Below are 26,847 nucleotides of genomic sequence, written 5' to 3'. Positions count from 1 at the left end.
AGCTTGATAAACATCAGTCACGTCCCCATTCCTTAAGCTATAACCCTGTGATTGACATGCGGCATGCCGCCTAAAAGGACAGGAGCGACCATGACCATTGATGTAGTCGGCAACACTCGGGCGCCCATAGCCTCGGTACCCGAGCCTGCCGTGCACCGAATCAAAGTACTGACCGTCAACACCCACAAGGGCTTCACCGCGTTCAACCGCCGCTTCATCCTGCCTGAGCTGCGCGAAGCGGTGCGCAGCACATCAGCGGACCTGGTGTTTTTGCAAGAAGTGCTCGGTGAGCATGAGAAACATGCCTCGCGCTATGAAGAGTGGCCGAAAACCTCGCAGTACGAATTTCTCGCCGACAGCATGTGGACCGACTTTGCCTACGGCCGCAATGCGGTGTACCCGAACGGGCATCACGGCAATGCACTGCTGTCCAAATACCCGATCAAATCGTCGCGCAACCTCGACGTTTCAATCACCGGCCCTGAACGGCGCGGCTTGCTGCATTGCGTGCTGGACGTACCGGGGCATGACAACGTACATGCGATCTGTGTGCATTTGAGCTTGCTCGAAAGCCATCGCCAGCTACAAATCGTACTGCTTCACCAACTGCTCAAGTCCCTGCCGCCCCATGAGCCGGTGATCATTGCCGGTGATTTCAATGACTGGAAGCTGCAAGGCAACGCCGCTCTCGCGCAGCGGGATGATTTGCATGAAGTGTTTGAGCGCCATCACGGGCAATTGGCCAAGACCTACCCGGCGCGCTGGCCTTTGTTAAGGCTTGACCGGATCTACCTGCGCAATGCCACCGGGCATGAGCCCATCATTCTGGGCAACAAGCCCTGGACGCACCTGTCGGACCATTTGCCGCTGGCGGTTGAAGTGCATTTGTAAACACCCGCACCCGTAGGAGCTGCCGCCCCGTCTTCGACGCCGCGCTGTCGCGCAGCAAACAGGACAGCGAGAATCTTCAGCACCCCCAATCGGTTCCCTCTCCTTCGGGAGAGGGCTAGGGTGAGGGGGCTCTTAGATCAAGATCAACAGATCGCGAGCAAGCTCGCTCCTACAGGGCCTTTAGAATCAATCACTTATTTTATGTTTGATACGAGCTGCCGCAAGCTGCGATCTTTTAACCGTCAATAGATCGCAGCCTGCGGCAGCTCCTACAACAGCAGACCGATCCAACTCATTCAGCCCGCAGTATCAACACCCCCAACGGCGGCAGGTTCAGGGCCAGTGACACTTCCTGGCCGTGGCTCGGTTGCGGGTCAGTGCTCACGCCGCCGCCATTGCCGTAGTTGGACCCCGAATAGACCCCGGCGTCGCTGTTGATGATCTCGTGCCAGGTCCCGGCCTCGGGTACGCCCACGCGGTAGGCTTCACGGGGTACGGGGGTGAAGTTGGCGACGACCAGCACCGGCTTGCCGGCTTTGCTCCAGCGCAACCAGGCGAAGACGCTGTTGGTCGCATCGTCACCAATCAACCATTGAAACCCTTGCGGCACGTCGTCCTGCTCATGCAGCGCCGGCTCTTCGCGGTACAACTGGTTGAGGTCACTGACCAGTTTCTGCACACCCCGGTGTTCAGGGTATTGCAGCAAGTACCAGTCCAGTTGCTCATCATGGTTCCACTCGCGCCACTGGCCGAACTCGCAGCCCATAAACAGCAGCTTTTTGCCCGGATGCGCCCACATAAAGCTCAAGTAAGCCCGCAGGTTGGCGAACTTTTGCCAGCGGTCGCCGGGCATTTTGTCGATCAATGAGTGCTTGCCGTGTACCACTTCGTCGTGGGAAATCGGCAGGATGAAGTGCTCGTGCCAGGCGTACACCAGGCCAAAGCTCAACTCGTTGTGGTGGTGGGCGCGGTACACCGGGTCTTGCTGAATGTAATGCAGCGAGTCATGCATCCAGCCCATGTTCCATTTGTACGAGAAGCCCAGGCCGCCCTGCTCGGTCCCTTGGGTAACGCCGGGCCAGGCCGTTGACTCTTCAGCAATGACCAGCGCGCCGGGGACTTCCAGCGCGACCACGTCGTTGAGGTGCCGCAAAAAGTCGATCGCTTCGAGGTTTTCCCGGCCGCCGTGAATGTTCGGCACCCACTCGCCGGCCTTGCGCGAATAGTCGCGGTACAGCATCGAGGCCACCGCATCGACCCGCAAACCGTCAACGTGATAATGCTTGAGCCAGTGCAAGGCCGAAGCCAGCATAAAACCGTGCACTTCAGTGCGGCCCAGGTTGTAGATCAAGGTGTTCCAGTCTTGATGGAAGCCTTCTCGCGGGTCGGCATATTCATACAGCGCGGTGCCGTCAAACTGTGCCAGGCCGTGGGTGTCATTGGGGAAGTGCGCGGGCACCCAATCCAGAATCACCCCGATCCCGGCCACGTGGCAGGCATTCACAAAAGCACCGAAGTCTTCTGGCGAGCCGTACCGGGCGCTGGGGGCGAACTGCGACAGCGGCTGATAACCCCACGACCCGCCAAACGGATGCTCCATGATCGGCATCAGTTCAATATGGGTAAAACCCAGCTGCTGCACGTAAGGGATCAAGCGCTCGGCCAACTCGCGCCATCCGTACTGACGCGACACATCCCCCACGTCATCGACTTCACACTGCCACGAGCCCACGTGCAGCTCATAAATAGACAACGCTGCATCAGTACGCTGATGCTGCGCACGGGCGTGCATCCAGTCAGCGTCCTGCCAGTCAATGTTCAAGGGCGCCGCCACGATGGACGCGGTGAGCGGCGGCAACTGAGTCTGCAGCGCCATGGGGTCGGCCTTTAACGGCAGAATCCCTTGTGCCCCCAGTATTTCGTACTTGTACGCTTCACCGGCCAGCAAACGTGGCACAAACAGCTCCCACACCCCGCTCGGATGGCGCAAGCGCATCGGGTGACGGCGTCCGTCCCAGCCGTTGAAATCACCCACCACCGACACCCGCCGCGCATTCGGCGCCCACACCGCGAAACGCACGCCTGGCACCCCGTCAACGTGTGTCTGTTGTGCTCCCAGGCAATGGCTCAAATCACGATGATTGCCTTCTGCGAACAAATACAGATCCATCTCACCCAGCAGCGGGCCAAAACTGTAGGGATCTTCGCTAATTTGCTGAGCATCGCCCCAATCGACCTGCAACAGATACGCCTGCGCCTGCACAAAATGCCCCACAAACAAGCCTGGGGTTTGAGCCTGCTCAAGACTGCCCAACAGCGCTTGCCCCTCGCGCGCCAGCACCTGAACACTCACCGCTCCAGGCAGAAACGCCCGAATTAACTGACCGCCTTTGCCATCCGCATGCGGGCCCAAGACTGAAAACGGGTCCGGATGCTCGGCCCGGACCAGTGCTTGAATGTCCGCAATCTCGGGTAACAGCGCGTCCTTACCCCCACCTGCCTGCCCACTCGAACTCATGCTGCTCTCCGTACGCTAAAGGTTACGCATGACGCTGCATGCCGCTGAACCATTCCCTGAGCTGTACCTACAACTCGCAGTCAGTTCCTAGCCTAGTCGTGGTTGGCGTATCTGTATCGCCCGGCGCTCGACCTGCGTTGGATAACACCTCGCGCCAGCGGTGTCATGGCAAAACACCTGCAACTCTTATACCCATACTGCGTGCAGGGTTACGAGCGCAACGCCAGGGTTAAAGTTCAAACCACTGGGCGGAGCCTGAAGCCCATGCCGTTGATCGGTGGCTTCAGTGCACGTGATCAAGATCAGTTCATCTGACAAGCGCCATGCCCGTACACGTCAAGCAAATCGCGACCTGACCCAGCTGCGGTAGAGTGTCGCAGCCTGCCAAAAAACCTCTCTGATCTGCTTTTTAATCAGCCAGCTGAGCCTGTTATGCAAACAGTTTGCGGGGGATAGTGCTTTGGCCTGATGGAGGCTGATGAGCGAAAGACCATGAGCAGACACATTCCCGTGCACAGACTTGACCCTGTTGCAGCGTCGCCTGACCGCGCTGCACCGAGAAAAAACAAGCCTGCCGACGCACAGATCCACACCCGCAGTTTTACCGGGCTGTTCCGTTCGATTCGGATCGCGGGCAGCGGCTTTTTGTTTTTACTGTTTTTCGGCACGGTCTGGTTGCATTGGGATGGCCGTCAGGCGGTGCTTTGGGACTTGTCCGAGAGCAAGTTCCATATTTTCGGCGCGACGTTCTGGCCGCAGGATTTCATCTTGCTGTCGGCGCTGTTGATCATCGCGGCCTTTGGCCTGTTTGCGATCACGGTGTTTGCAGGTCGGGTGTGGTGCGGCTACACCTGCCCGCAAAGCATCTGGACATGGCTGTTTATGTGGTGTGAAAAAGTCACTGAAGGTGACCGAAACCAACGCATCAAACTGCAGGCCGCGCCCTGGCGCATCAACAAAATTGCCCGGCGTACGGCCAAGCACGCGCTGTGGCTGGCGATCAGTGTGATGACCGCGCTGACCTTCGTCGGCTATTTCACCCCTATCCGGCCGCTGGCCGCCGAGTTGCTGACCCTGGAGATAGCCGGCATCAGTTTGTTCTGGGTGGTGTTTTTTAGCGGTGCAACCTACCTCAGCGCCGGCTGGCTGCGTGAAGCGGTGTGCATGCACATGTGCCCGTATGCACGATTTCAGAGCGTGATGTTTGACAAAGACACCCTGGCGATTGCCTATGACGCCAGCCGTGGCGAGAGCCGTGGCCCGCGCAAACGTGGAGTTGAACCGGCGCAGGCCGGGCTCGGCGATTGCATTGATTGCACGATGTGCGTGCAAGTGTGCCCGACCGGGATCGACATCCGGGACGGCTTGCAGATGGAGTGCATTGGCTGCGCCGCCTGTGTCGATGCCTGCGATTCGGTGATGGACAAAATGGGCTATGCACGCGGCCTGGTGCGTTACACCTCTGAACATGAATTGCAGGGCGGCAAAACCCACCTGCTGCGGCCCCGGCTGATTGGCTACGCTGCGGTTCTGGTAGTCATGATCGGCGCCTTGGTCATTGCCTTGAACCAACGTTCGATGGTGTCACTGGATGTCATCAAGGACCGGGGCCTGTTTCGCGAGAACAGCCTGGGCCAGATCGAGAACATTTACAGCCTCAAGATCATTAACAAAACCCAGCAGCCACAGCACTACCGGGTGGCGCTGCAACAGGGCGAAGACTTCCAGTTAAACGGCAAGACCGAGCTGACCCTGGCCCCTGGCGAAATTGCTGAAGTGCCCGTGTCTGTCGCTTTACTGGCCGAACGACCGAAAAGCAGCTCGCAGACCCTTGAGTTTGTGGTCACCGACACCGCAGACCCCGGCGTGCGCAGCGTGGCCCAAAGCCGGTTTGTTGCACCGATAAATCGTTAAATCAGTAGACTGCCAGCCTGCCATGGCTGGCAAATGATCCCGTAGGAGCTGGCGCAGCCTGCGATCTTTAAAAAATCAAAAGATCGCAGGCTGCGCCAGCTCCTACAGTGCAGTACCCGCAGAATTCCGTTTTGAATCACGTCGCACCGAGTCTTGCCCATGAAACGCTACGAAAAATTTGCTGACGATATTGCTGAACTGATCCGCGCAGGCGTGCTCGGCCCCGGCCAGCGCGTGCCCTCGGTGCGCTATGCCAGCCAGACCTACGGCGTGAGCCCGTCTACGGTATTCCAGGCCTACTACCTGCTCGAACGCCGTGGACTGATTCGCGCCAAGCCGCGCTCGGGGTATTTCGTCAACACTCACGCGCCCAGTCCGTTTTCCGAGCCGGAAGTCAGCAGCCACCCCACCGAGTCCACCCAGGTCGATGTGAGTGATTTGGTGTTCTCGGTGCTGGACTCCATCAAAGACCCGCACACCGTACCGTTCGGCTCGGCCTTCCCCAGCCCGATGTTGTTTCCGCTGCAACGTCTGGCCCGCTCCATGGCCACCGCCAGCCGCGAAATGGACCCGCGCATGGTGGTCACCGACATGTCGCCGGGCAACCCGCAATTACGTCGCCAGATTGCCCTGCGTTATATGGTCGGCGGCCTGATGCTGCCCATGGAGGAATTGCTGATCACCAACGGCGCGCTGGAAGCCTTGAACCTGTGCCTGCAAGCAGTGACCGAACCCGGCGACCTGGTGGCCATTGAAGCCCCGGCCTTTTACGCCTGCCTGCAAGTGCTGGAGCGGCTCAAGCTCAAGGCCGTGGAAATCCCTGTGCACCCGCGTGACGGCATGGACCTCGACGCACTGGCCCATACCCTCGAACGGCACTCCATCAAAGCCGTGTGGAGCATGACCAGTTTTCAAAACCCGATTGGCGCGACCATGCCCGAAGCCAAAAAGCAGGCGCTGGTCGAGCTGTTGCGTGAGCATCAGGTGCCGCTGATTGAAGACGACGTGTACGCCGAGCTGTACTTCGGCCAGCACGCGCCAAAACCGGCCAAAGCCTTTGATACCGAAGGGCTGGTGATGCATTGCGGCTCGTTCGCGAAAAGCCTGGCGCCGGGTTATCGGGTTGGCTGGGTCGCCGCCGGGCGTTTTGCGCAGAAGGTCGAACGGCTTAAATTGATGACCTCGCTGTGCCCGTCGATGCCCGCCCAGGCGGCGATTGCCGATTACTTGCAGCACGGCGGCTACGACCGCCACCTACGGCGCCTGCGCGATGCCTTGGAAGACCAGCAAAGCGCGATGCTGGCGGCGATTGCGCGGTATTTCCCGGCGCAGACCCGGGTCAGCAAACCGGCGGGCGGGTACTTTTTGTGGCTTGAACTGCCTGAACAGATGGACTCGCTCAAACTGTTCCAGATGGCTTTGGCCCAAGGCATCAGCATTGCGCCGGGGCCGATTTTCTCGGCGACCCAGCGCTTTAGAAATTGCATCCGCTTGAACTACGGCAGCCCGTGGGATGAAACCACTGAAAAGGCCATGGAAACCCTGGGCAAGATCGTTCGTTCTTTTTAACTACCCTGTAGTCGCTGACGAGGCACGAAGGCTGCGATCGGCGGCGCAGCCGTCGCAACCCCTTTTTACCCGGTGTGCCTGACCCACCGAGGGTTCAGGTTTTACGACTGCTGCGCACTCGATCGCAGCCTTCGTGCCTCGTCAGCGACTACAGACAGCGGGGGTTAGCCCGGCATGCAGTTGAAGTCGGCGGTGTGGGCCACTTCTTTGCCGCTTGCATCCACCAAAGTGGCGCTTACGTGAGTGCCAAGGCTCGACTCAACCAGCTTGTAGCGCTCGCCCGCCTTGAAGTTCTGGTAGTTGACATTGCCCTGGCAATCCACCTCGTTTTCATCACCGGTGGCGCCTTCATATAAGGTCACGTCCAGCTTGTGGGCGCCCGGGGTGACTTCAAAGTAGCGGCCATCATTGATGTTCTTGCCGTCTACGCGCTCGGCCATCAGGTCGCTGTTACCTTCTTCCTGCAAACCAATCCAGGCTTCACCCGGGTCTTGCTTTGGCATGGGGCCGGCACACGCTGTCAGCAGCAGGGCCAAGCTAAGGGTCGGGATAAGCAGCAGTGGTTTAAGGTTCATTACGGTATGCCTCACACAGGGAACCAAAGAGTGCGACTGGCCGAGAGTCAACCCGTCGAGTGGTTCCAAGCTTGGCCCCGTAAACCGCTCTAGCCCAATGAATCTAGGTGAAGGGAGTTTAAGGACTTTACTAACGCAACCTTCATGTTGGTGAAAGCTGAAAGTTAAGGTGTGACGGTAAGACTGCCCGTGTTTGCAATTTTCACTCCTTCGGAGGTTCAGGCATGCTCGGGCTGGTAAAGACCGCACTGCACAAGCCCTACACGTTTATCGTGTTGGCGATTTTTATCTGCATCATCGGGCCTCTCGCGGCCTTACGCACCCCGACGGATGTGTTCCCTGACATCGGTATCCCCGTAGTTGCCGTGGTGTGGCAATACACAGGGCTGGCGCCTGCCGACATGGCAGGTCGAGTTATTTACACCTACGAACGGTCATTGAGTACCACCGTTAACGATATCGAACACATCGAGTCTCAATCTTTACCCGGCATGGGCATTGTGAAGATCTTCTTCCAGCCGGGCGTCGATATCCGCACGGCCAACGCGCAAGTGACCGCCGTGTCACAAACCGTACTCAAGCAGATGCCGCCTGGCATTACCCCGCCGCTGATTCTTAACTACAGCGCGTCGACGGTGCCGATCCTGCAACTGGCGTTTTCCAGCCCGACGCTCTCGGAAGCGAAAATTCGCGACCTGGTGCAGAACAACATTCGCTTGCCCCTGAGCGCCCTGCCCGGCCTGGCCATGCCAACGCCCATGGGCGGCAAGCAGCGCCAAATCACCCTTGACCTCGACCCGCAGGCCCTTGCCGCCAAAGGCCTGTCGGCGCAAGACGTGGGCAACGCGCTGGCCGCGCAGAACCAGATCATTCCGGTGGGCACGGCCAAGCTCGGCACTTACGAATACACCGTGATGCTGAACAACAGCCCCACAGCGATTGATGAGCTCAACGACTTGCCCATCAAGACCGTTGACGGTGCGCTGATCACCATTGGCCAAGTGGCCCACGTGCGGGATGGTTCGCCGCCGCAAACCAACATCGTGCGGGTCGACGGCCATCGCGCCGTGCTCATGCCCGCGCTGAAGAACGGCAATATCTCGACCCTGTCGATTGTCGACGGGATTCGCGGGATGCTGCCGCGCATCAATGAAACCTTGCCACCCTCGCTGAAAACTTCATTGCTGGGTGACGCTTCGGTGTTCGTGAAACAGTCAGTGGGCAGCGTGGCGCAGGAAGGGATCATTGCCGCCCTGCTCACCAGCGCCATGATTCTGCTGTTCCTTGGCAGCTGGCGTTCGACCCTGATCATTGCCGTGTCGATCCCCTTGGCCGTGCTCTCGGCGATTGCCCTGCTGGCGGCCACCGGGCAAACCCTGAACGTGATGACGCTCGGAGGGCTGGCACTGGCGGTGGGGATATTGGTCGACGATGCGACGGTGACCATCGAGAACATCAACTGGCACCTTGAGCAAGGCAAGACGGTGCGCAAGGCGATTCTCGATGGCGCCAAACAGATCGTTGGCCCGGCGTTTGTCTCACTGCTGTGTATCTGCATCGTGTTTGTGCCGATGTTCATGTTGCAGGGCATTGCCGGCTACCTGTTCCGCCCCATGGCACTCTCGGTGATTTTTGCGATGGGCAGCTCGTTCATCCTGTCGCGGACCCTGGTGCCGACCCTGGCGATGTTTTTGCTCAAGCCACACAACCCTGAGCAAGGCCCCGGGCATCACCCGGAAGACGGCTACATCAACCATCACGAGGGTGATCAGCCGACCCCAAAACATTCGGCGCCAGTGCGTGCGTTGCTGAACTTCCAGCAAGGTTTTGAACGGCGCTTCTCGGCTGTGCGCGATGCGTACTACGGCGTGCTGGAACTGGCGCTGGCCAATCGCAAACGCTTTTTGCTCGGTTTCATGGCCTGTGTGCTGGCGTCCTTTGTCTTGCTCCCGACCCTGGGCCAGGACTTCTTCCCGGCAACCGATGCCGGCGCGCTGGCCTTGCACGTGCGCTTGCCATTGGGGACGCGGATCGAAGAAAGCGCCGCGGCGTTTGACCATATCGAATCGCGCATTCGCGAGATCATCCCGGCTGATCAACTGGACACCATCATCGATAACATCGGCATCCCGTTGAGCGGTATCGACATGGCGTACAGCAGCAGCGGCACCATTGGCCCGCAGGATGGCGATATCCAGGTCACCCTCAAAGCCAATCACGGCCCGACCGCCGAGTATGTCAAACGCTTGCGCGAAGCCTTGCCCGAGAGTTTCCCCGGCAGCCAGTTCGCCTTCATGCCCGCCGACATCAGCAGCCAGATCCTCAACTTCGGTGCTCCGGCGCCGCTGGACGTGAAGATTTCCGGGCGTGACGACGCGGCCAACCGGGCCTACGCCCTGGAACTGCAACGGCGCCTGCAACATGTACCGGGCATTGCCGACCTGCGCATCCAGCAGTCCGTGGGTTACCCGTCACTGCAAGTCAAGGTCGACCGTCTGCGGGCCAATGGCCTGGGCATCACCGAACGCGACGTGACCAACAGCATGGTGGCCTCGCTGGCCGGCAGCTCGCAGGTGGCCCCGACGTTCTGGCTCAACCCGCAGAACGGCGTGTCTTATGGTGTGGTAGCCGCCACGCCGCAGTATCGCCTCGACAGTTTGCCAACCCTGGAAGCCTTGCCGGTGACCGGCAGCAATGGCCAGTCAGCGATCCTCGGCGGGCTGGCAACCATCAACCGAGTGGACAGCCCGGCGGTGGTCACGCATTACAACATCCAGCCCACCCTGGACCTGTACGCCAACATTCAGGGCCGCGATCTGGGCTCGGTGGCAGCGGATGTGCAAAAGGTCATCGACGGTGCGTCTGACCTGCGCCCCAAAGGCGCGATCATCTCCCTGCACGGCCAGATCGACGCGCTGCATGAGGCGTTCAGCGGCCTGAGTTTTGGTCTGCTGGGTGCGGTGGTGCTGATCTACCTGCTGATCGTGGTCAACTTCCAGTCCTGGCTTGACCCGTTTGTGATCATCACCGCCCTGCCCGCCGCCTTGGCCGGGATCGTGTGGATGCTGTTCCTCAGCGGCACCTCGCTGTCGGTCCCGGCCTTGACCGGTGCGATCTTGTGCATGGGCGTGGCCACCGCCAACTCGATCCTGGTGGTGAGCTTCTGTCGAGAGCGCCTGGCCGTTCACGGCGATGCCCTCAAGGCTGCACTTGAAGCGGGCTACACCCGTTTCCGCCCGGTGTGCATGACCGCCCTGGCGATGATGATCGGGATGCTGCCGCTGGCCATCTCGGAAGAACAGAACGCCCCGCTCGGACGCGCCGTGATCGGTGGTCTGATGCTGGCAACCGTCGCCACCCTGCTGTTCGTGCCCGTGGTATTCAGCCTGGTGCACGGCCGTGAAAAAAATCGCGCTGCTGCTGGAGAAACTACCCATGTCGTCTGATCAAAAACCTTCGCGCAAGCGCCTGATGCTGCTGGGCATCGGCGGCCTGACACTGGCCGCGCTGCTGGTCGCCAATGGCCTCGCCGCGCGCAGCCGGCATGAGCAGGCGGTGGTCGGTTGGACCGAAGCCGCCGCCCTGCCCGTGGTCAACGTGTTCCAGCCTTTGCAAAACGCCCACGGCGACACCCTGCGCCTGCCCGCGCACCTGGAAGCCTGGAGCAAGGCGCCGATTCACGCACGGGTGAACGGTTACCTGAAAAGCTGGACCAGCGACATCGGCAGCAAGGTCAAGGCCGGTCAGGTATTGGCGGTGATTGACAGCCCCGATCTTGACCAGCAACTGGCACAGGCTCACGCACATATGCTGCAAGAGCAGTCCAATGCCAAGCTCGCGGCGACCACCGCGACGCGCTGGCAAAACCTGGTGGACAGCCATTCGGTGTCGCGTCAGGAAGCTGACGAGAAGCTGTCCAACGCCGCTGCGGCGAAAGCCAACGCGCAGGCCGCCGAAGCGGACTATGCACGGCTGTCTTCGCTGGAAGACTACAAGACCATCCGCGCGCCCTTTGCCGGGACTATCACCGCGCGCAACACCGACATTGGCCAACTGGTGAAGGCCGACACCGACAGCGACCCGGAACTGTTCGACATTGCCGACACCCATCAACTGCGCCTGTACGTGCCGGTGCCACAAAACTATGCCAGCGTGATTCGCCCCAACATGCAGGTGCAACTCAATGTGCCTGAGCATCCGGGGCAAACCTTCAGCGCCACGCTGGTCGGCAACTCGACCTCGATTGACCGGCGCTCCGGCACCCTGACCGCACAGTTTGTGGTGCAAAACCCCAACGACGCCCTGCTGCCCGGCGACTACGCCGAAGCGGTCCTGTCGATTCCGGCAGACACTCATGGCGTCAGCATTCCGGCCAGTGCGTTGATCTTCCGCGCCCAGGGCACCCAGGTGGCCGTGCTGGACACCGCGCAGCACGTGCACTTGCAGGACATTCATATCGGCATGGACCTGGGCGACAAACTGGTGATCGACCAGGGCCTGAAACCCACTGACACCGTTATCGATAACCCGCCTGATTCTTTGCGTGACGGCGACTCGGTCAAACTTGCCGATGCGGGAGCCCCTCATGTCGCCAAAACTTAAACGCAGCGCCTTGCTGCTGGCACTCGCGCTGCAAGGCTGCTCATTGGCTCCGACGTACAAATCGCCGGTGCTGGACCTGCCGCAGCACTACCGCGAACAGACCAGCGATGGCCCGTGGCACAGTGCGCAGCCGGGCGACAGCGTGTCGCCACAGTGGTGGCGCGCCTATCAGGATGAGCGCTTGAACGACCTGCAACAGCGCTTGCTCAACGCCAACCCGGACCTCGCGGCGGCCCTCGCGCACTTCGATTCGGCGCAGGCGTATGCCAGCCAGTTGCATGCCGGGCTGTTCCCGCAAATCACCGCCAGCGAGCAAACCTTGCGCCAGCGCCAATCGGACAACCGACCGTTGCGCGGCAGCACCCAACCTTCGGTGTACAACAGCAACACCGCAGGCTTTGCGCTGAGCTTCGATCTGGACCTGTGGGGCAAAATCCGCAATCAGGTCGCCGCCGGTGACGCACAGGTTCAGGCCTCGGCCGATGACCTGGCGGTGGCACGCTTGAGCTTGCAGAAGCAACTGACCGGCCTTTACGTTCAACTCGATGGCCTGGATGCGCAAAGCCGCATCCTGTCCAAGTCGCTGGACGATTACCGCCAGGCCCTGGACCTGACCAAGGCACGTTATCAAGGGCAAATTGCCTCGGAAATGGACCTGACCCGCGCACAGAACCAATTGGCCCAGGCCGAAGCGCAACTGGACGATGTGCGCGGTCAACGCAACCTCACCGAGCACGCCATTGGCGAACTGGTGGGCGTACCCGCCAGTCAATTCCAGCTGGCCGCGCGCAGCGACACCTTAAACCTGCCGCAGCCACCGCAAGCCCTGCCCAGCACCCTGCTGCAACGGCGCCCCGATATCGCGGCGGCTGAGCGTCGGGTATTTGCCGCCAACGCGCAAATCGGCGTGGCCAAGGCCGCCTGGTACCCCGACTTCAGCCTGACCGGCCTGTTTGGCGGGCAGAATCAGGGCGCTGGCAATCTGCTGGCGGCGGGCAACCACTTCTGGGCGTTGGGCCCGCTGGTCAGCTTGCCTATCTTTGACGGCGGCAGGCTAGACGCCCAGGAGCGCCAGGCTAAAGCCGAGTTCGAAGAAGCCTCTGCGCACTACCGCAGCCAAGTGCTGCGCGCTGTACGCGAAGTCGAAGACAACCTGGCGCAATTGCGTGACCTGCAACAGGAAAACCTCGACGAACAAGCCGCAGCCAATGCGGCGCAACACACCCAGACCCTGGCCACCAACAGCTATGAAGCAGGCGCCGTGAGCTATCTGGATGTAGTGACCGCGCAAACCGCTGCCTTGCAGGCCGAACGCCAGGTACAAGCCCTGCGCACCCGGCAGTTGCAAGCCAGTGTCGGGCTATTGACCGCGTTGGGGGGTGGTTGGGAGGGGCAGCTGTAGATCAAAAATCTCTGTAGGAGCGAGCTTGTCTCGCGATCTTTTGATCTTTAAAAGATCGCGAGACAAGCTCGCTCCTACAGGGCAATTAGTGCTGGGCAGCTACGGTTTCGGAGGCTGCCAGCATGGCTTTGAGCAGCACCGCACAACCCGCTGCCAGGTCTTTGGGGTCGGCGTTTTCGATTTCGTTGTGGCTGATGCCGCCTTCACACGGCACGAAGATCATGCCCGCCGGGCCCAGTTCGGCGAGGAAGATCGCGTCGTGCCCTGCCCCGCTGACGATGTCCATGTGGCTTAAGCCAAGCTCACTCGCCGCATTGCGCACTGCGTTGACGCAGTCAGGGTTGAAGTACAGCGGCGGGAAATCAGCCGTCGGGGTAAGTTCAAAACTCAAACCATGTTTGGCACAGGTTGCCTCAATCACTTCGCGCACTTCGCTGATCATGGAGTCCAGACGTTCCGGCTGCAGGTGACGAAAGTCCAGGGTCATGCGCACTTCACCGGGGATGACGTTGCGTGAGCCAGGGTACGCTTGCAGGCAGCCCACGGTGCCGCAGGCATGGGGCTGATGGCCCAGGGCGGCTTTGTTGACCGCGGCGACCACGGCCGCCGCGCCGACCAGCGCGTCTTTGCGCAGGTGCATGGGGGTTGGCCCGGCATGGGCTTCGACGCCGCGCAGGTTGAGGTCGAACCATTTTTGACCCAGCGCCCCGAGCACCACACCGATGGTTTTGCGTTCGTCTTCCAGAATCGGCCCCTGCTCGATGTGCGCTTCAAAATAAGCACCCACCGGATGCCCGCTGACCTTGCGACTGCCTGCATATCCAATGGCGTTCAGCGCTTCGCCAACAGTAACGCCTTGGGCATCGGTTTTGGCGAGGGTTTCTTCCAGGGTGAATTTTTCGGCAAATACCCCCGAGCCCATCATGCACGGGGCAAAGCGCGAGCCTTCTTCGTTGGTCCACACCACCACTTCAATCGGCGCTTGGGTCTGGATGTTGAGGTCATTGAGGGTACGCAGCACTTCGACCCCGGCCAGCACGCCGAAACAGCCATCAAACTTGCCGCCCGTAGGTTGAGTGTCGATGTGGCTGCCGGTCATCACTGGCGGCAGGTCAGGATTAAGCCCCGGTCGACGGGCAAAGATATTGCCCACGGCGTCGACGCTGATGGTGCAACCGGCGTCTTCGCACCAGCGTACAAAGATGTCCCTGGCCTGACGGTCGAGGTCGGTCAGGGCCAGGCGGCACACGCCGCCTTTGACCGTGGCGCCCAGCTTGGCCAATTCCATCAGTGACGCCCACAGGCGTTCGCCGTTGATCGACTGGTTGGCTTGCTGCTGAAGGGGATGTGCTGCGTTCATATTGTTATTCCTCAGGCCGTTTTTATTGGGTCAGAGCGTGCTTTTGGCAACCGCGGTTTGCGGGCTGCTCAGGCGGCACAAGCCGTAGTAAATTGCGGCACCGAGCAGCGACCCGGTGAACCAGCCGTAGTCATAAAACCAGCTGAAAGCGCTGCTGCCCAACGACATAAGGGTCAAGACCACCGGCACGCCGAAGGCGATAAAACCGTTCCAGTTCCAGGCCGGGTACACGCCGTCGCGGTAGAGCCCGGCGAGGTCGAGTTTTTGCTGACGGATGATGAAATAGTCGACCACCATGATCCCGGCAATCGGCCCCAGCAGGCTGGAGTAGCCCAGTAACCAGTTGGAATACACGGTTTCGAGGCTGACATCCGAGACCAGCAAACCGAGTTTTTTCAGCAACTCATGGGCCATCAGCAGCAACCCCACCAGCCCGGTCAAGATAACTGCCGTGGTGCGGTTGATGAGCTTGGGCGCAATGTTCTGGAAGTCATTGGTTGGGGAAACGATGTTGGCGGCGGTATTGGTCGACAACGTGGCGATGATGATCAACGCCATGGCCAGCGCGACCCAGCCGGGGCTTTGAATATGGCCGATCAGGCTGACGGGGTCGGAGACGGTCACGCCCACCAATTTTTGCGAGGCGGCGGTCATGATCACGCCCAGGGCGGCGAACAGGAACATGGTCAGTGGCAGGCCAAATATCTGCCCCAGAATCTGGTCTTTCTGACTTTTGGCGTAGCGGCTGAAGTCGGGAATATTCAGCGACAAAGTGGCCCAAAAACCCACCATCGCCGTCAACCCGGCAAAGAAGTAGCCATACACGCTGGCCCCTTCAGGACGTTTCGGCGGTTGGGCCAACAGTTCGGTCATCGACACATTCGGCAAGGCCCACACCAGCAAGCCCAGCCCTACCAGCACCAACAGCGGCGCAGAGAGGGTTTCGAGCCATTTGATCGATTCGGCGCCGCGCAGTACTACCCACAGATTGAGCGCCCAGAACAGCATGAAACCGATGACTTCACCGATGCCCCCCAGGCTTTTCCAGCCCTCAAACACCGATCCCAGAAACAGGTGAATAGCCAGGCCTCCGAACAGGGTCTGGATCCCGAACCAGCCACAGGCCACCAGTGCCCTGATCAGGCACGGGACGTTGGAGCCGAGGATGCCGAACGAGGAACGCAACAGTACCGGAAAGGGAATCCCGTATTTGGTGCCTGCAAAAGCGTTGAGCGTTAGCGGGATCAGCACCACGATATTGGCCAGCAAAATCGCCAGCAGCGCCTCACCGACGGACAGCCCGAAGTAAGCGGTCAATACGCCGCCCAGGGTGTAAGTCGGCACACAAATCGACATGCCCACCCACAGCGCGGTGATGTGCCATTTGTTCCAGGTGCGTTCATGCACGCGGGTGGGAGCTATGTCGTGGTTGTATCGGGGGCTATCGAGAACTTCAGGCCCGGCTTCCAATTCGTACAAACCATTGCGTTCGGTGACTTGGGATCTGCTCGGTTGCATGCTCATTCACTCTCTTTTTATGGTGATTAACCCTGCGCACGGACGCAGAGCGATTCTCTGTGCAATCACCTGCGAACCTTGACGGTGAGGTAATGGCAGCGACAATCAAAAACTGTGCCGTGTTAATTATTGTGTTCACGGACAGTTGTGTTCACACCTTACAACTCGCTGGTTTATAAGCACTTTTAAACCGCACACAACACGCCGATAAACCCTTATCAAGAATAGTTTGCATTGCCGGATAGAACTAAACGAAACATATCGGTGCACGCTTATTTATTTTTGTTTGGCTCTGGCTGTTCTCCGAAGACTTCAAGCGCCTGATTTAGCATAAGAAACTTCACCCATATTTAATTCCTGTCAAGTGCGCCGAAATGGTGAAAGCACGCACCAATTTGGTGATTTCAAGATTAAACCTTTATAAATCATTAAGTTAAGTAACACATACCTACTTGAAAATAATATTTGCTCATTCCTTAACAACCCACTAGATTTTATTCCTGTCACCAGTGACAGGAATAAAATCCTGTACTACGGTCGTAATAACAACATTAGAACCGGCCCCAGCCGGTCTGCCTGCGAGGAACTTGGTATGTCGCTGTTAATCCGTGGCGCTACGCTTGTGACCCATGATGAAAGTTACCGTGCTGATGTTTATTGCGCAGACGGTCTAATCCGCGCAATTGGCACTGATCTTGAAGTTCCGCCCAGTTGTGAAGTGCTGGATGGCAGTGGCCAATATTTACTGCCCGGCGGTATCGATCCCCACACTCATATGCAATTACCGTTTATGGGCACTGTTGCCAGTGAAGACTTTTTCAGTGGTACGGCAGCAGGTCTGGCAGGCGGGACAACGTCGATTATTGACTTTGTCATTCCCAACCCTCAGCAGTCGTTGCTGGAGGCCTTTTATCAGTGGCGCGGCTGGGCTGAGAAGTCCGCGTCGGACTACGGTTTCCATGTCGCCATCACGTGGTGGAGCGAACAGGTCCGCGAAGAAATGGCCGAGCTGGTGAGCCACCACGGCATCAACAGTTTCAAACATTTCATGGCCTACAAAAACGCGATCATGGCCGCCGATGACACCTTGGTCGCAAGCTTTGAACGCTGCCTGGAACTGGGCGCGGTGCCCACCGTGCACGCAGAAAACGGCGAGCTGGTGTACCACTTGCAACGCAAGCTGCTGGCACAGGGCATCACCGGCCCGGAAGCCCACCCGCTGTCGCGGCCTTCGCAAGTTGAGGGCGAAGCCGCCAGCCGGGCCATTCGCATCGCGCAAACCATTGGCACGCCGTTGTACCTGGTGCACGTCTCGACCCGTGAAGCGCTGGACGAAATCACCTATGCCCGCAGCCAGGGCCAGCCGGTGTACGGCGAAGTGCTGGCCGGGCATTTGCTGCTCGATGACAGCGTGTATCAAAACCCCGACTGGCAAACCGCCGCCGGCTATGTGATGAGCCCGCCCTTCCGTCCACAGGGCCACCAGCAAGCGCTGTGGCACGGCCTGCAATCCGGCAATTTGCACACCACCGCCACTGACCATTGCTGTTTCTGCGCTGAGCAAAAGGCCGCCGGGCGTGACGACTTCAGCAAAATCCCTAACGGCACGGCGGGTATCGAAGACCGCATGGCCGTGCTCTGGGATGAAGGCGTGAACACCGGGCGCTTGTCGATGCAGGAGTTCGTGGCGCTGACCTCGACCAACACCGCGAAAATTTTCAACCTGTACCCGCGCAAAGGTGCAATCCGCGTCGGCGCCGATGCTGATCTGGTGCTGTGGGACCCGCAGGGCACACGCACCATTTCCGCTAAAACCCACCACCAGCAGGTCGACTTCAACATATTCGAAGGCAAGACCGTGCGCGGGGTGCCCAGTCACACCATCAGCCAAGGCCGGGTGGTCTGGGCCGATGGCGATTTGCGGGCCGAACGCGGCGCCGGGCGTTATATCGAACGCCCGGCCTACCCCGCCGTGTTCGACCTGTTGAAAAAGCGCGCCGAGTATCACCAGCCCGTTGCTGTTAAGCGCTGAGCACACCACCACTGCCCGTCAGAGGCAGACGCTTCCCACAACCGTGAGGCAATTCCTGTGATCAAGTCCCTGAATCATCTACCGCACCCCCACGAAAATGCGCTGGTGCTGGCCAGTCACTTCACTGATCTGGCGCCACCGCTCAGCGCCCGTCAGGCTGAACTGGAAAGCTCGCGTTGCCTGTATTGCTACGACGCACCGTGTGTGAATGCGTGCCCCAGCGACATCGACATTCCGTCGTTTATTCGCAATATCCAGCAGGAAAACGTTCAAGGCGCTGCGCAGAAAATCCTCTCGGCCAACATTCTCGGCGGCAGTTGCGCCCGCGTGTGCCCCACCGAAGTGCTGTGCCAGCAAGCATGTGTGCGTAATAACGCGCAGGAATGTGCGCCGGTATTGATCGGCTTGTTGCAGCGCTATGCGATTGATAATGCGCAATTCAGCGAGTACCCGTTCACCCGCGCCGCCTCAACCGGCAAGCGCATTGCCGTGGTTGGCGCGGGTCCGGCCGGACTGGCCTGCGCCCATCGGCTGGCGCTGCACGGGCACGAGGTGGTGATTTTCGAAGCCCGGGAAAAATCCGGTGGGCTCAATGAATACGGCATTGCCAAATACAAACTGGTGGACGATTTCGCTCAGCGTGAAGTGGATTTTGTCTTGCAGATCGGTGGCATCGAAGTTCGCCACGGCCAGCGCTTGGGCGACAACCTGAGCCTGAGCGACTTGCACCAGCAATTTGATTCGGTATTTCTGGCCATCGGCCTGGCCGCCAGTCGGCAGCTCGGTCTAACCCATGAAGAGGCGCCCGGTGTATTGGCTGCCACTGACTACATTCGCGAGCTGCGCCAAAGCGACGACCTGACCCAACTGCCACTGGCCGAACGCTGCATCGTGTTGGGCGCGGGCAATACCGCCATCGATATGGCCGTGCAAATGGCCCGTCTGGGCGCCCGCGAGGTGAATCTGGTGTATCGCCGTGGTCAGGAAGACATGGGCGCGACCGGCCATGAGCAGGACATCGCCAAAGCCAATCAGGTACGCCTGATGACCTGGGCCCAACCCGATGAGGTGTTGCTCGACGATCAAGGCCAGGTTCGCGGCATGCGCTTTGCCCGCACCCGCCTTGCAGACGGGCGCCTGGTGAAAACCGGCGAAACCTTTGAGCTGGCCGCCGATGCGGTATTCAAGGCCATCGGCCAAACCTTTGACGAAGCTACCTTGAGCGACCCGCTGGCCCATTCACTCCAGCGCACAGGCGACCGGATTACCGTGGATGAGCACCTGCGCACCAGCATCCCCGGCGTGTATGCCGGTGGCGATTGCACCTCGCTGGGCCAGGACCTGACCGTGCAAGCGGTGCAACACGGCAAGCTGGCCGCGCAAGCCATTCATGCCCAACTCATGCTCACTCAGGAGGCTGCGTAAATGGCCGATCTCTCGATTAACTTCGCCGGTATCAAAGCCCCCAATCCCTTCTGGCTGGCCTCTGCGCCGCCGACCGACAAAGCCTATAACGTGGTCCGCGCCTATGAAGCGGGCTGGGGCGGCGTGGTCTGGAAAACCCTGGGCGAAGACCCGGCAGCGGTCAACGTATCCTCACGCTACTCGGCGCATTTCGGGCCTAACCGTGAAGTCATGGGCATCAACAATATCGAGCTGATTACCGACCGCTCGCTGGAAATCAACCTGCGTGAAATCACTCAGGTCAAAAAAGACTGGCCGGACCGCGCACTGATTGTGTCGCTGATGGTGCCGTGTGAGGAGCAAGCCTGGAAGTACATCCTGCCGCTGGTCGAAGCCACGGGCGCTGATGGCATCGAGCTGAACTTTGGATGCCCCCACGGCATGCCGGAACGCGGCATGGGCGCGGCCGTTGGCCAGGTGCCGGAGTACGTGGAAATGGTCACGCGCTGGTGCAAGACATACTGCTCGCTGCCGGTGATCGTCAAACTGACGCCCAACATCACCGATATCCGCCTCAGCGCCCGGGCGGCCCATCGCGGCGGTGCCGATGCGGTGTCGTTGATCAACACGATCAATTCGATCACCAGTGTCGACCTTGATCGCATGGTCGCCCTGCCTGTGGTGGGCAGCCAGAGCACTCACGGGGGGTATTGCGGTTCGGCCGTCAAGCCGATCGCGCTGAACATGGTGGCCGAAATTGCTCGCGACCCACAGACCCAAGGTTTGCCGATCTGCGGGATTGGCGGCATTGGCAGTTGGCGCGATGCAGCGGAATTTATCGCCCTGGGCTGTGGCGCTGTGCAAGTGTGCACCGCTGCCATGCTCCACGGGTTTCGGATTGTTGACGAAATGAAAGACGGTTTGTCGCGCTGGATGGACAGCCAAGGCTATTCGAGCCTGGAGGACTTTTCGGGGCGGGCCGTGGGCAATACCACTGACTGGAAATATCTGGATATAAATTACCAAGTCATCGCCAAGATCGACCAAGATGCATGCATCGGCTGTGGTCGTTGCCACATCGCCTGCGAAGACACCTCGCACCAGGCAATTTCCAGCCAGAAACTGGCTGACGGGACGCATCGCTATGAAGTGATTGATGATGAGTGCGTGGGGTGCAACCTGTGCCAGATCACCTGCCCGGTAGACGACTGTATCGAGATGGTGCCGCAAAACACCGGCAAACCGTTCTTGGACTGGAACCACGACCCGCGTAATCCTTACCACGTGGCTTCTTGAACACCCTTGTGGGAGCGGGCTTGCTCGCGATTGTTTGCTCTTGATCGCAGCCTCGCTCCGCTCCTCAGCGACTACGGCCGGGGGAAGATCCTTTACGGCTCCAGCCCGATACCGCGCAGGATGATGCTGGTGACACTGTGTATGGCGCGCTCGAACTGGATGTCACTCAACGGCTGATGCTCGTTGATGATATTCACCTGGTGATCGAAGTCTGCGTAGTGCTGGGTTGAAGCCCAGATCATGAACAACACGCTGGACGGCTCCACCGGCAATATCCGTTTGTCTGCCACCCACTGGCGGATTTTGGCTTCTTTCATTTTTGCCCAATCATAGAGACTCGCATCCAGCGTGAGCCCCAGCGTGGGCGCGCCATGGATGATTTCGTCTGCCCAGACTTTCGAGCCGTAGGGGCGCGTACGTGAGTGGGTCATCTTGGCGCGAATGTAACTGCTGAGGACCAGGCGCGGGTCATCATAGGTTTCAAAACACAGCGCATCTTGCTTCCACACTTCCAGCAAACCCAGCAAAACCGCGTTATACAGCTCGGTTTTGGTGCTGAAGTAGTAGTGCAAGTTGGAACGAGGCAGCTCAACTTCAGCGGCAATATCCGCCATGGCGGTGCCCGCAAAGCCTTTTTCGGCAAAGACCTTTTCGGCTCCGAGAAGGATTTTTTCGACATTGCTGCGACGAATTTCGATCTTGTGATTGCTCATAGCGTACGGCCCTTGTCGTCACGATTCGTCGATATGTGTCCAGATAAAACTTGCGCCATCTGCCCGCTGCACGCAAGGGCTGAGCCTGGATTAAGGGGTCAGTCAGAGCACACAGCAACGCGCAAGCTCGCCTGTCGGTCCACCCTCTGAAATGTGTTCAGACTGTTATTTTTGACAGGTTCCAAACACCGCAGAACGGTTTATAAATAAGCCCACAACAAGGAAAAGTCCTACGGTATTTTCCTCTCGATTAGAGAGGAACTCCCTACAACCCACTTACGTTTTTTGATCTATGGGAGCGTCTTGCCATGCATCAGCCTCAATCAGCGACCAGTGGACAATCAACATACCTCCAGCCTGACGCCCAGACCAAAGAAAACGCTCTGAGCGCTATCAAACTCACCCCCAAAGAAAAGGAAGTGCTCGCGTGGGGGGCTCAGGGCAAAACCTCCTGGGAGATTGCGCTGATCCTCAAATGCACGGAGTCGGGGGTCAACTTTCATTTCGGCAATATTCGTCTTAAGTTCGGCGTTTCGACCCGTAGCGCTGCGTTGATCAAAGCAACGGCCCTGGGGCTTGTCACACCTTTCTAAACGCTGAACAACTTGCATGTCCACATTGCCGGCGATACACGCTTAATGTGCGTGTAATCAGGGCATCGTATTGCTGTAATCCTGCTCTCGCCTGGACCGGTAGCACCGGGCACGCTTAAAAAAAACAGGTGACGACATTCGCGTAGTGCCCGTTGGGCACTACGCTTGAACCATGGCTGACAGGTAGTCGATCAAGGCGAAGGCGGCAGCTCTATCACGTCGGTTTCAATGCCTTCGAGCTTGGGTTTGAGCTTGATCTGTTCTTGCACTTCCCGGGCTTGAGCCTCGGTCGCATAAGGGCCGATCAAGAAATGTTGCACACCGTCTTTTTCGAGAATGTAGGGAACAAAGCCATTATCCAGCAGCCTGCCAGTGGTATCCGTAATCGTCGCTCTCTGCCCTTCAGTGAGCTCCAGCGCCCAGTGAGCAACAGGCACCTGGACCACCGTAGAGTGAGAAGCCGCTTTAGCCTGCTCGATTTTATCGTTAGACTCCTGACCGCAAGCCGTCAAGGCCAATATTGCTGTCATCACGATGACTTTACGCACTGCGTTTCCCCTATCTGTATGAGTGGGTCGATTTTATCACTGGGGCAGTGGCCTTTGCTCTCCTTGAACAAATCAAATCCGCCCCTATTTAAGCTTCATAGGCATGAGCTTCCCTCGTCCGGGGAATTTTACCTCTGGCTATGACGTCTGTAATGAGCGGCGCATTTATATGCACTTAGCAGTATTCTGTAGCCATGACCGAAGCCGCACCGTCTCAGAGACGTGCCTTACAAAGCCATCAAGGAGAAAAAAATGCTGATACTCACCCGTAAAGTTGGTGAAAGCATAAACATCGGTGACGATATTACGATCACTATTTTAGGAGTCAGCGGGCAGCAGGTCAGAATCGGCATCAACGCGCCGAAAGACGTCGCAGTACATCGCGAAGAAATCTATCAACGCATCCAGGCAGGTCTGAATGCATCGGACAAAGGCAACCAGTCTTAATTCTCGAGGTATCAGCCCTTGGAGTGAGTGTCAGGGCTGCCTAGCCAGCCCTCCACGATTGAAACCATCCCCGTTTTTTTTCTGCAATCATGCCCCGTGATTGCTGGCAGTGATGCGCTGCTGACTTGACATATCCAGGTTTGCGACCACGCTCTATCCTCGCAGAAGACTCAAATTCTCTGAATCACTGCGGCCACGATGCCCCTGCATCATGGCGACTGAGCGACTCCTTTTAATATCAGCCCCTCTGGGCTGGACCTGTATTGTCAAGGAATGAAAGACATGTCCGATCTAATCGTAGTGGGATTTTCAGACACCCAAACCGCCGACCGCGCGCTCACCGAGCTGGTGTCGTTGAGCAAAGAATATCTGGTTGAGCTCGAAGACTCGGTCATTGTTACGCGTAACGGTGAAGGCAAGCTCCACGTCAAACAAAGCGTCAACCTGACCGCCATTGGCGCCACCTCGGGCCTGGTCACTGGTGGGCTTTGGGGCGCACTGGTTGGCCTGCTGTTTCTCAACCCGCTGGCCGGTTTTGCCATTGGTGGCGCCCTGGGCGCTGGCGCCGGTGCACTGTCTGGCTCGTTGAGCGATTACGGGATCGACGACAAGTTCATCAAGAATCTGGGCGAAACCATTCCGAACAACTCTTCGGCGCTGTTTGTGCTGTTGCGCAAATACCAACCGGAGAGAGTGCTGGAAGAACTGCAAAAAGCAGGCTTCGAGGGTAAGGTTCTGCGCACCTCGTTGTCCCCTGAGCAAGAGAAAAAACTTCAGGAAGCACTGTCCCATCATGTGCAGGCCCAACCGGCTGCCTGACCTTTAAAAACGACACCGCCGTGTCGACGTTTCGACTGCTCTTGCCGGGCAGTCGAAACCCTGGATCTGCGCATCCATGCCTGTAAATCCCCGCTTACAACCGTGCCCTGGCCCTACCGTTGACCGCCCCTTGCAGACACCGTAATTGCTCAGAGACCTCGGCTAAAGTTAGCCAATCGATAGCTGGTCTTCTGCGTGCGCGGTGTTACTGTAGCCAACGCGACCCGCGTAAGGTGGATCGCTCTGCGACATGCCTGCACAGAGGCACTATGCTTTAATCGAATGAATCCAAAGACGTAAGAGTTGGGACCTCTCGCTCGGCCAATGCGAAGTGCTGATATGAATTCATAAAGCTGCGCCACGCCATTTTTGATCCCGCTCACAGGAAGCCCACAATGGTTCAAAGACAAGTCATCAATGCTTCGGTCAGCCCGAAAGGCAGCCTGGAGACGCTCTCGCAACGTGAAGTGCAACAACTGAGCGAAGTCGGCTCAGGCAGCAGTTACACACTGTTCCGCCAATGCGTACTGGCTATCCTCAACACCGGTGCTCATGTCGACAACGCCAAAACCATTCTTGAAGCCTATAAGGATTTCGAAGTCCGGATTCACCAGCAAGACCGTGGTGTTCGCCTTGAACTGCTGAATGCACCGGCCGATGCCTTTGTCGACGGCGAAATGATCGCCAGTACCCGAGAGATGCTGTTCAGCGCCCTGCGCGATATTGTCTACACCGAAAGCGGTCTTGAAAGTACACGCATTGACCTGAGCTCTTCAGCCGGCATCACCGACTACGTCTTCCATTTTCTGCGCAACGCCCGCACCCTGCGCCCAGGTGTAGACCCCAAGATAGTGGTGTGCTGGGGTGGCCACTCGATCAACACCGAAGAGTACAAATACACCAAAAAAGTCGGTCATGAATTGGGCTTGCGCAGCCTGGACATCTGCACCGGCTGTGGCCCCGGCGTGATGAAAGGCCCGATGAAGGGCGCCACCATTTCACACGCCAAGCAACGCCTGGTGGGGGGGCGTTATCTGGGCCTGACAGAGCCCGGCATCATCGCCGCCGAAGCCCCTAACCCAATCGTTAACGAACTGGTGATTCTGCCCGACATCGAAAAACGCCTCGAAGCGTTTGTGCGTGTAGGGCACGGCATCATCATCTTCCCGGGCGGTGCGGGCACGGCTGAAGAGTTTTTGTACCTGCTCGGGATTCTGATGCACCCGGACAACAAGGACGTGCCCTTCCCCGTCATTCTGACGGGCCCCAAAGAGGCCGAACCTTACCTGCAACAGTTGCACGAGTTTGTCGGCGCTACCCTGGGCGAGGCGGCACAACAGCACTATCAGATCATCATCGACAACCCGCCTGAAGTGGCCCGCCAAATGACCGCGGGGCTTAAAGAGGTGAAGCAGTTCCGCCGCGAGCGCAATGACGCGTTCCACTTCAACTGGTTGCTGAAAATCGATGAAGGGTTCCAGCGCCCATTCGACCCGACCCATGCCAACATGGCCAACCTGCAATTGCGCAGCGGCCTGCCACCCCATGAACTGGCCATCAACCTGCGCCAGGCTTTCTCCGGGATCGTGGCCGGCAACGTCAAAGAAAAAGGCATTCACCTGATCGAACAACACGGCCCGTATGAGATTCACGGTGACGCCGCGATCATGAAGCCGCTGGACAAACTGCTGCATGCCTTCGTTAAACAACACCGCATGAAGCTGCCAGGCGGCGCCGCTTACGTGCCCTGCTATCGCGTCGTCAGTTAAGGCGCCACCCTTGGCCTGTTGAGGTTTCATGGCGTCAGCTGTGAAAGCTCAACAGCCCCTTGAATCCGTCGAGCAGTAAGTGCTGCATCACGGGTGCATCGCCAATAAATGCAGCGCCTCGCGGTAAACCGCCAAGCGCTCGGCATGCCCATTCAGACCACCATTGACCACCTTGGTGACCGATGCAAAATCATCGCCATCAGCCCACTTATTAATACCGCGTGCCTGCCAATACCAACCCGCACTCGCCACCGCCCATTGCCAGTCTTCCAGCAAGTGGGGCGTCGCGAGCAAGCGCTCATCTGCAAACAGCGCAAGGCTACAGGCGCGATAGTTGCTCTTGCCGGTGACTTGAATCAAACCCCGGCCACGATAAAGCCAGCCCTCCCCCGACGTCTCGGAGCCATTGCCCAAGCGATCACTGTAAACCCGATTGGCAATAGCCTCAGGCTTGCGATGCAACAACTGCGCATCGCTATTGGGCATACGCCGCAAGCGGCTACCGTCCTTGACCATCACGTATTTACCCGCAGAGTCCTTCAAGGCAAAGCGCGTGCCCCAGGTCATGGCCAAACCATCTGCGCTGTAATTGAGGTTCTCGACAAGCACCGTGAAACCGGCACTTTCGTGCCCCACTTGGGATAGAAAAGCGGCTATCCGCTGCGGGGTATTAATCTGGCATCGTTCAATTACGCCATGCATCAGCGGTAAATAGCTATCAACGTACCGTGCACTCTTGGGGAATAACTTCAACATTATTTCTCGGTTCAACATGACACTTCACTCTTAATTATTGATAAATAAAAAGTGAAGCACTTTGCGCGCAATAAAACCGCCATTTATCACTCAAGTCGAACTTACCCACCTACATCACAGA

The 26,847-nt window shown here is 58.6% G+C and carries 20 protein-coding genes; 13 read left to right on the top strand and 7 right to left on the bottom strand.

Annotated features, from left to right (window positions below):
- The first annotated feature begins 90 nt into the window (after window positions 1-90).
- Window positions 91-891, top strand: coding sequence for an endonuclease/exonuclease/phosphatase family protein (locus ACJJU9_RS09420; protein WP_123752165.1), 801 nt, complete (start codon window positions 91-93; stop codon window positions 889-891).
- Between the two features lie 292 nt (window positions 892-1,183).
- Here ACJJU9_RS09420 and glgB read toward each other — a convergent pair whose 3' ends face one another.
- On the bottom strand, window positions 1,184-3,409 hold the full coding sequence (glgB, locus tag ACJJU9_RS09415; RefSeq protein WP_407730542.1) for a 1,4-alpha-glucan branching protein GlgB: 2,226 nt from the start codon (window positions 3,407-3,409) through the stop codon (window positions 1,184-1,186).
- Between the two features lie 492 nt (window positions 3,410-3,901).
- Here glgB and ccoG point away from each other — a divergent pair, with 492 nt between their 5' ends.
- Both ccoG and mapR read left to right on the top strand, forming a co-directional pair.
- Window positions 3,902-5,323 (top strand): cytochrome c oxidase accessory protein CcoG, encoded by a 1,422-nt coding sequence (gene ccoG, locus ACJJU9_RS09410; protein ID WP_407730541.1) that lies wholly within the window; start codon window positions 3,902-3,904, stop codon window positions 5,321-5,323.
- A 159-nt stretch (window positions 5,324-5,482) separates the two neighbouring features.
- Window positions 5,483-6,892 carry a GntR family transcriptional regulator MpaR gene (mapR, locus tag ACJJU9_RS09405; protein WP_048388367.1) on the top strand — a complete coding sequence of 470 codons (1,410 nt, stop codon included), beginning with the start codon at window positions 5,483-5,485 and terminating at the stop codon, window positions 6,890-6,892.
- Window positions 6,893-7,056: 164 nt separating this feature from the next.
- Here the strand turns inward: mapR and ACJJU9_RS09400 are convergent, their stop codons facing one another.
- Complete coding sequence (locus ACJJU9_RS09400) at window positions 7,057-7,467, bottom strand: hypothetical protein (protein ID WP_048368958.1); 411 nt, start codon at window positions 7,465-7,467, stop codon at window positions 7,057-7,059.
- Window positions 7,468-7,691: 224 nt separating this feature from the next.
- On the opposite strand from ACJJU9_RS09400, the gene ACJJU9_RS09395 reads away from it, so the two are divergent.
- Genes ACJJU9_RS09395 through ACJJU9_RS09385 form a run of 3 tightly spaced genes read left to right on the top strand, consistent with a single transcriptional unit; the run spans window position 7,692 to window position 13,471 of the window.
- Window positions 7,692-10,913, top strand: coding sequence for an efflux RND transporter permease subunit (locus ACJJU9_RS09395; RefSeq protein ID WP_407730540.1), 3,222 nt, complete (start codon window positions 7,692-7,694; stop codon window positions 10,911-10,913).
- On the top strand, window positions 10,903-12,069 hold the full coding sequence (locus tag ACJJU9_RS09390; RefSeq protein ID WP_153327450.1) for an efflux RND transporter periplasmic adaptor subunit: 1,167 nt from the start codon (window positions 10,903-10,905) through the stop codon (window positions 12,067-12,069). The genes ACJJU9_RS09395 and ACJJU9_RS09390 overlap by 11 nt, the downstream gene beginning before the upstream one ends.
- On the top strand, window positions 12,053-13,471 hold the full coding sequence (locus tag ACJJU9_RS09385; protein ID WP_407730539.1) for an efflux transporter outer membrane subunit: 1,419 nt from the start codon (window positions 12,053-12,055) through the stop codon (window positions 13,469-13,471). The genes ACJJU9_RS09390 and ACJJU9_RS09385 overlap by 17 nt, the downstream gene beginning before the upstream one ends.
- Before the next feature lie 85 nt (window positions 13,472-13,556).
- Here ACJJU9_RS09385 and ACJJU9_RS09380 read toward each other — a convergent pair whose 3' ends face one another.
- On the bottom strand, window positions 13,557-14,831 hold the full coding sequence (locus tag ACJJU9_RS09380) for a Zn-dependent hydrolase (RefSeq protein ID WP_273224824.1): 1,275 nt from the start codon (window positions 14,829-14,831) through the stop codon (window positions 13,557-13,559).
- A gap of 30 nt (window positions 14,832-14,861) precedes the next feature.
- A complete protein-coding gene (locus ACJJU9_RS09375; RefSeq protein WP_048391496.1) occupies window positions 14,862-16,349 on the bottom strand; it encodes an NCS1 family nucleobase:cation symporter-1 in 1,488 nt (495 codons plus the stop codon).
- A 592-nt stretch (window positions 16,350-16,941) separates the two neighbouring features.
- Here ACJJU9_RS09375 and hydA point away from each other — a divergent pair.
- From hydA to preA, 3 genes are read left to right on the top strand one after another with little or no spacing between them, the layout of a single operon-like run.
- A complete protein-coding gene (gene hydA, locus ACJJU9_RS09370; protein WP_407730538.1) occupies window positions 16,942-18,381 on the top strand; it encodes a dihydropyrimidinase in 1,440 nt (479 codons plus the stop codon).
- A 57-nt stretch (window positions 18,382-18,438) separates the two neighbouring features.
- A complete protein-coding gene (locus ACJJU9_RS09365; protein ID WP_407730537.1) occupies window positions 18,439-19,806 on the top strand; it encodes an NAD(P)-dependent oxidoreductase in 1,368 nt (455 codons plus the stop codon).
- The gene (gene preA / locus ACJJU9_RS09360; RefSeq protein WP_407730536.1) at window positions 19,807-21,081 is read left to right on the top strand and encodes an NAD-dependent dihydropyrimidine dehydrogenase subunit PreA; all 1,275 of its coding nucleotides are present in this window, start codon (window positions 19,807-19,809) and stop codon (window positions 21,079-21,081) included. It abuts the gene before it with no gap.
- Window positions 21,082-21,173: 92 nt separating this feature from the next.
- Here preA and ACJJU9_RS09355 read toward each other — a convergent pair whose 3' ends face one another.
- The gene (locus ACJJU9_RS09355; RefSeq protein WP_048368946.1) at window positions 21,174-21,794 is read right to left on the bottom strand and encodes a TetR/AcrR family transcriptional regulator; all 621 of its coding nucleotides are present in this window, start codon (window positions 21,792-21,794) and stop codon (window positions 21,174-21,176) included.
- A gap of 308 nt (window positions 21,795-22,102) precedes the next feature.
- Between ACJJU9_RS09355 and ACJJU9_RS09350 the strand changes: the two genes are divergently transcribed.
- Entirely contained in the window at window positions 22,103-22,387 is a 285-nt protein-coding gene (locus ACJJU9_RS09350) for a helix-turn-helix transcriptional regulator (RefSeq protein WP_273224816.1), read from the top strand.
- A 191-nt stretch (window positions 22,388-22,578) separates the two neighbouring features.
- Here ACJJU9_RS09350 and ACJJU9_RS09345 read toward each other — a convergent pair whose 3' ends face one another.
- The gene (locus tag ACJJU9_RS09345) at window positions 22,579-22,935 is read right to left on the bottom strand and encodes a hypothetical protein (RefSeq protein WP_048368944.1); all 357 of its coding nucleotides are present in this window, start codon (window positions 22,933-22,935) and stop codon (window positions 22,579-22,581) included.
- Window positions 22,936-23,187: 252 nt separating this feature from the next.
- Between ACJJU9_RS09345 and csrA the strand changes: the two genes are divergently transcribed.
- The 3 genes from csrA to ppnN all read left to right on the top strand — a co-directional run bounded on the left by csrA (window position 23,188) and on the right by ppnN (window position 25,970).
- Window positions 23,188-23,382, top strand: a complete 195-nt coding sequence (csrA, locus tag ACJJU9_RS09340) for a carbon storage regulator CsrA (protein WP_048368943.1) — start codon at window positions 23,188-23,190, stop codon at window positions 23,380-23,382.
- A gap of 282 nt (window positions 23,383-23,664) precedes the next feature.
- Complete coding sequence (locus tag ACJJU9_RS09335; protein ID WP_048368942.1) at window positions 23,665-24,201, top strand: DUF1269 domain-containing protein; 537 nt, start codon at window positions 23,665-23,667, stop codon at window positions 24,199-24,201.
- Between the two features lie 395 nt (window positions 24,202-24,596).
- Entirely contained in the window at window positions 24,597-25,970 is a 1,374-nt protein-coding gene (gene ppnN, locus ACJJU9_RS09330) for a nucleotide 5'-monophosphate nucleosidase PpnN (protein ID WP_048391494.1), read from the top strand.
- Between the two features lie 87 nt (window positions 25,971-26,057).
- Here the strand turns inward: ppnN and ACJJU9_RS09325 are convergent, their stop codons facing one another.
- Window positions 26,058-26,726 carry a glycoside hydrolase family 19 protein gene (locus ACJJU9_RS09325; RefSeq protein ID WP_407730535.1) on the bottom strand — a complete coding sequence of 223 codons (669 nt, stop codon included), beginning with the start codon at window positions 26,724-26,726 and terminating at the stop codon, window positions 26,058-26,060.
- Window positions 26,727-26,847: the final 121 nt, after the last annotated feature.

This window comes from Pseudomonas helleri (assembly GCF_045830615.1).
Taxonomy (GTDB): domain Bacteria; phylum Pseudomonadota; class Gammaproteobacteria; order Pseudomonadales; family Pseudomonadaceae; genus Aquipseudomonas; species Aquipseudomonas helleri.
The sequence above is the reverse complement of the archived record's forward strand: the minus strand, read 5'-3'. Positions and strand labels throughout refer to the sequence as shown.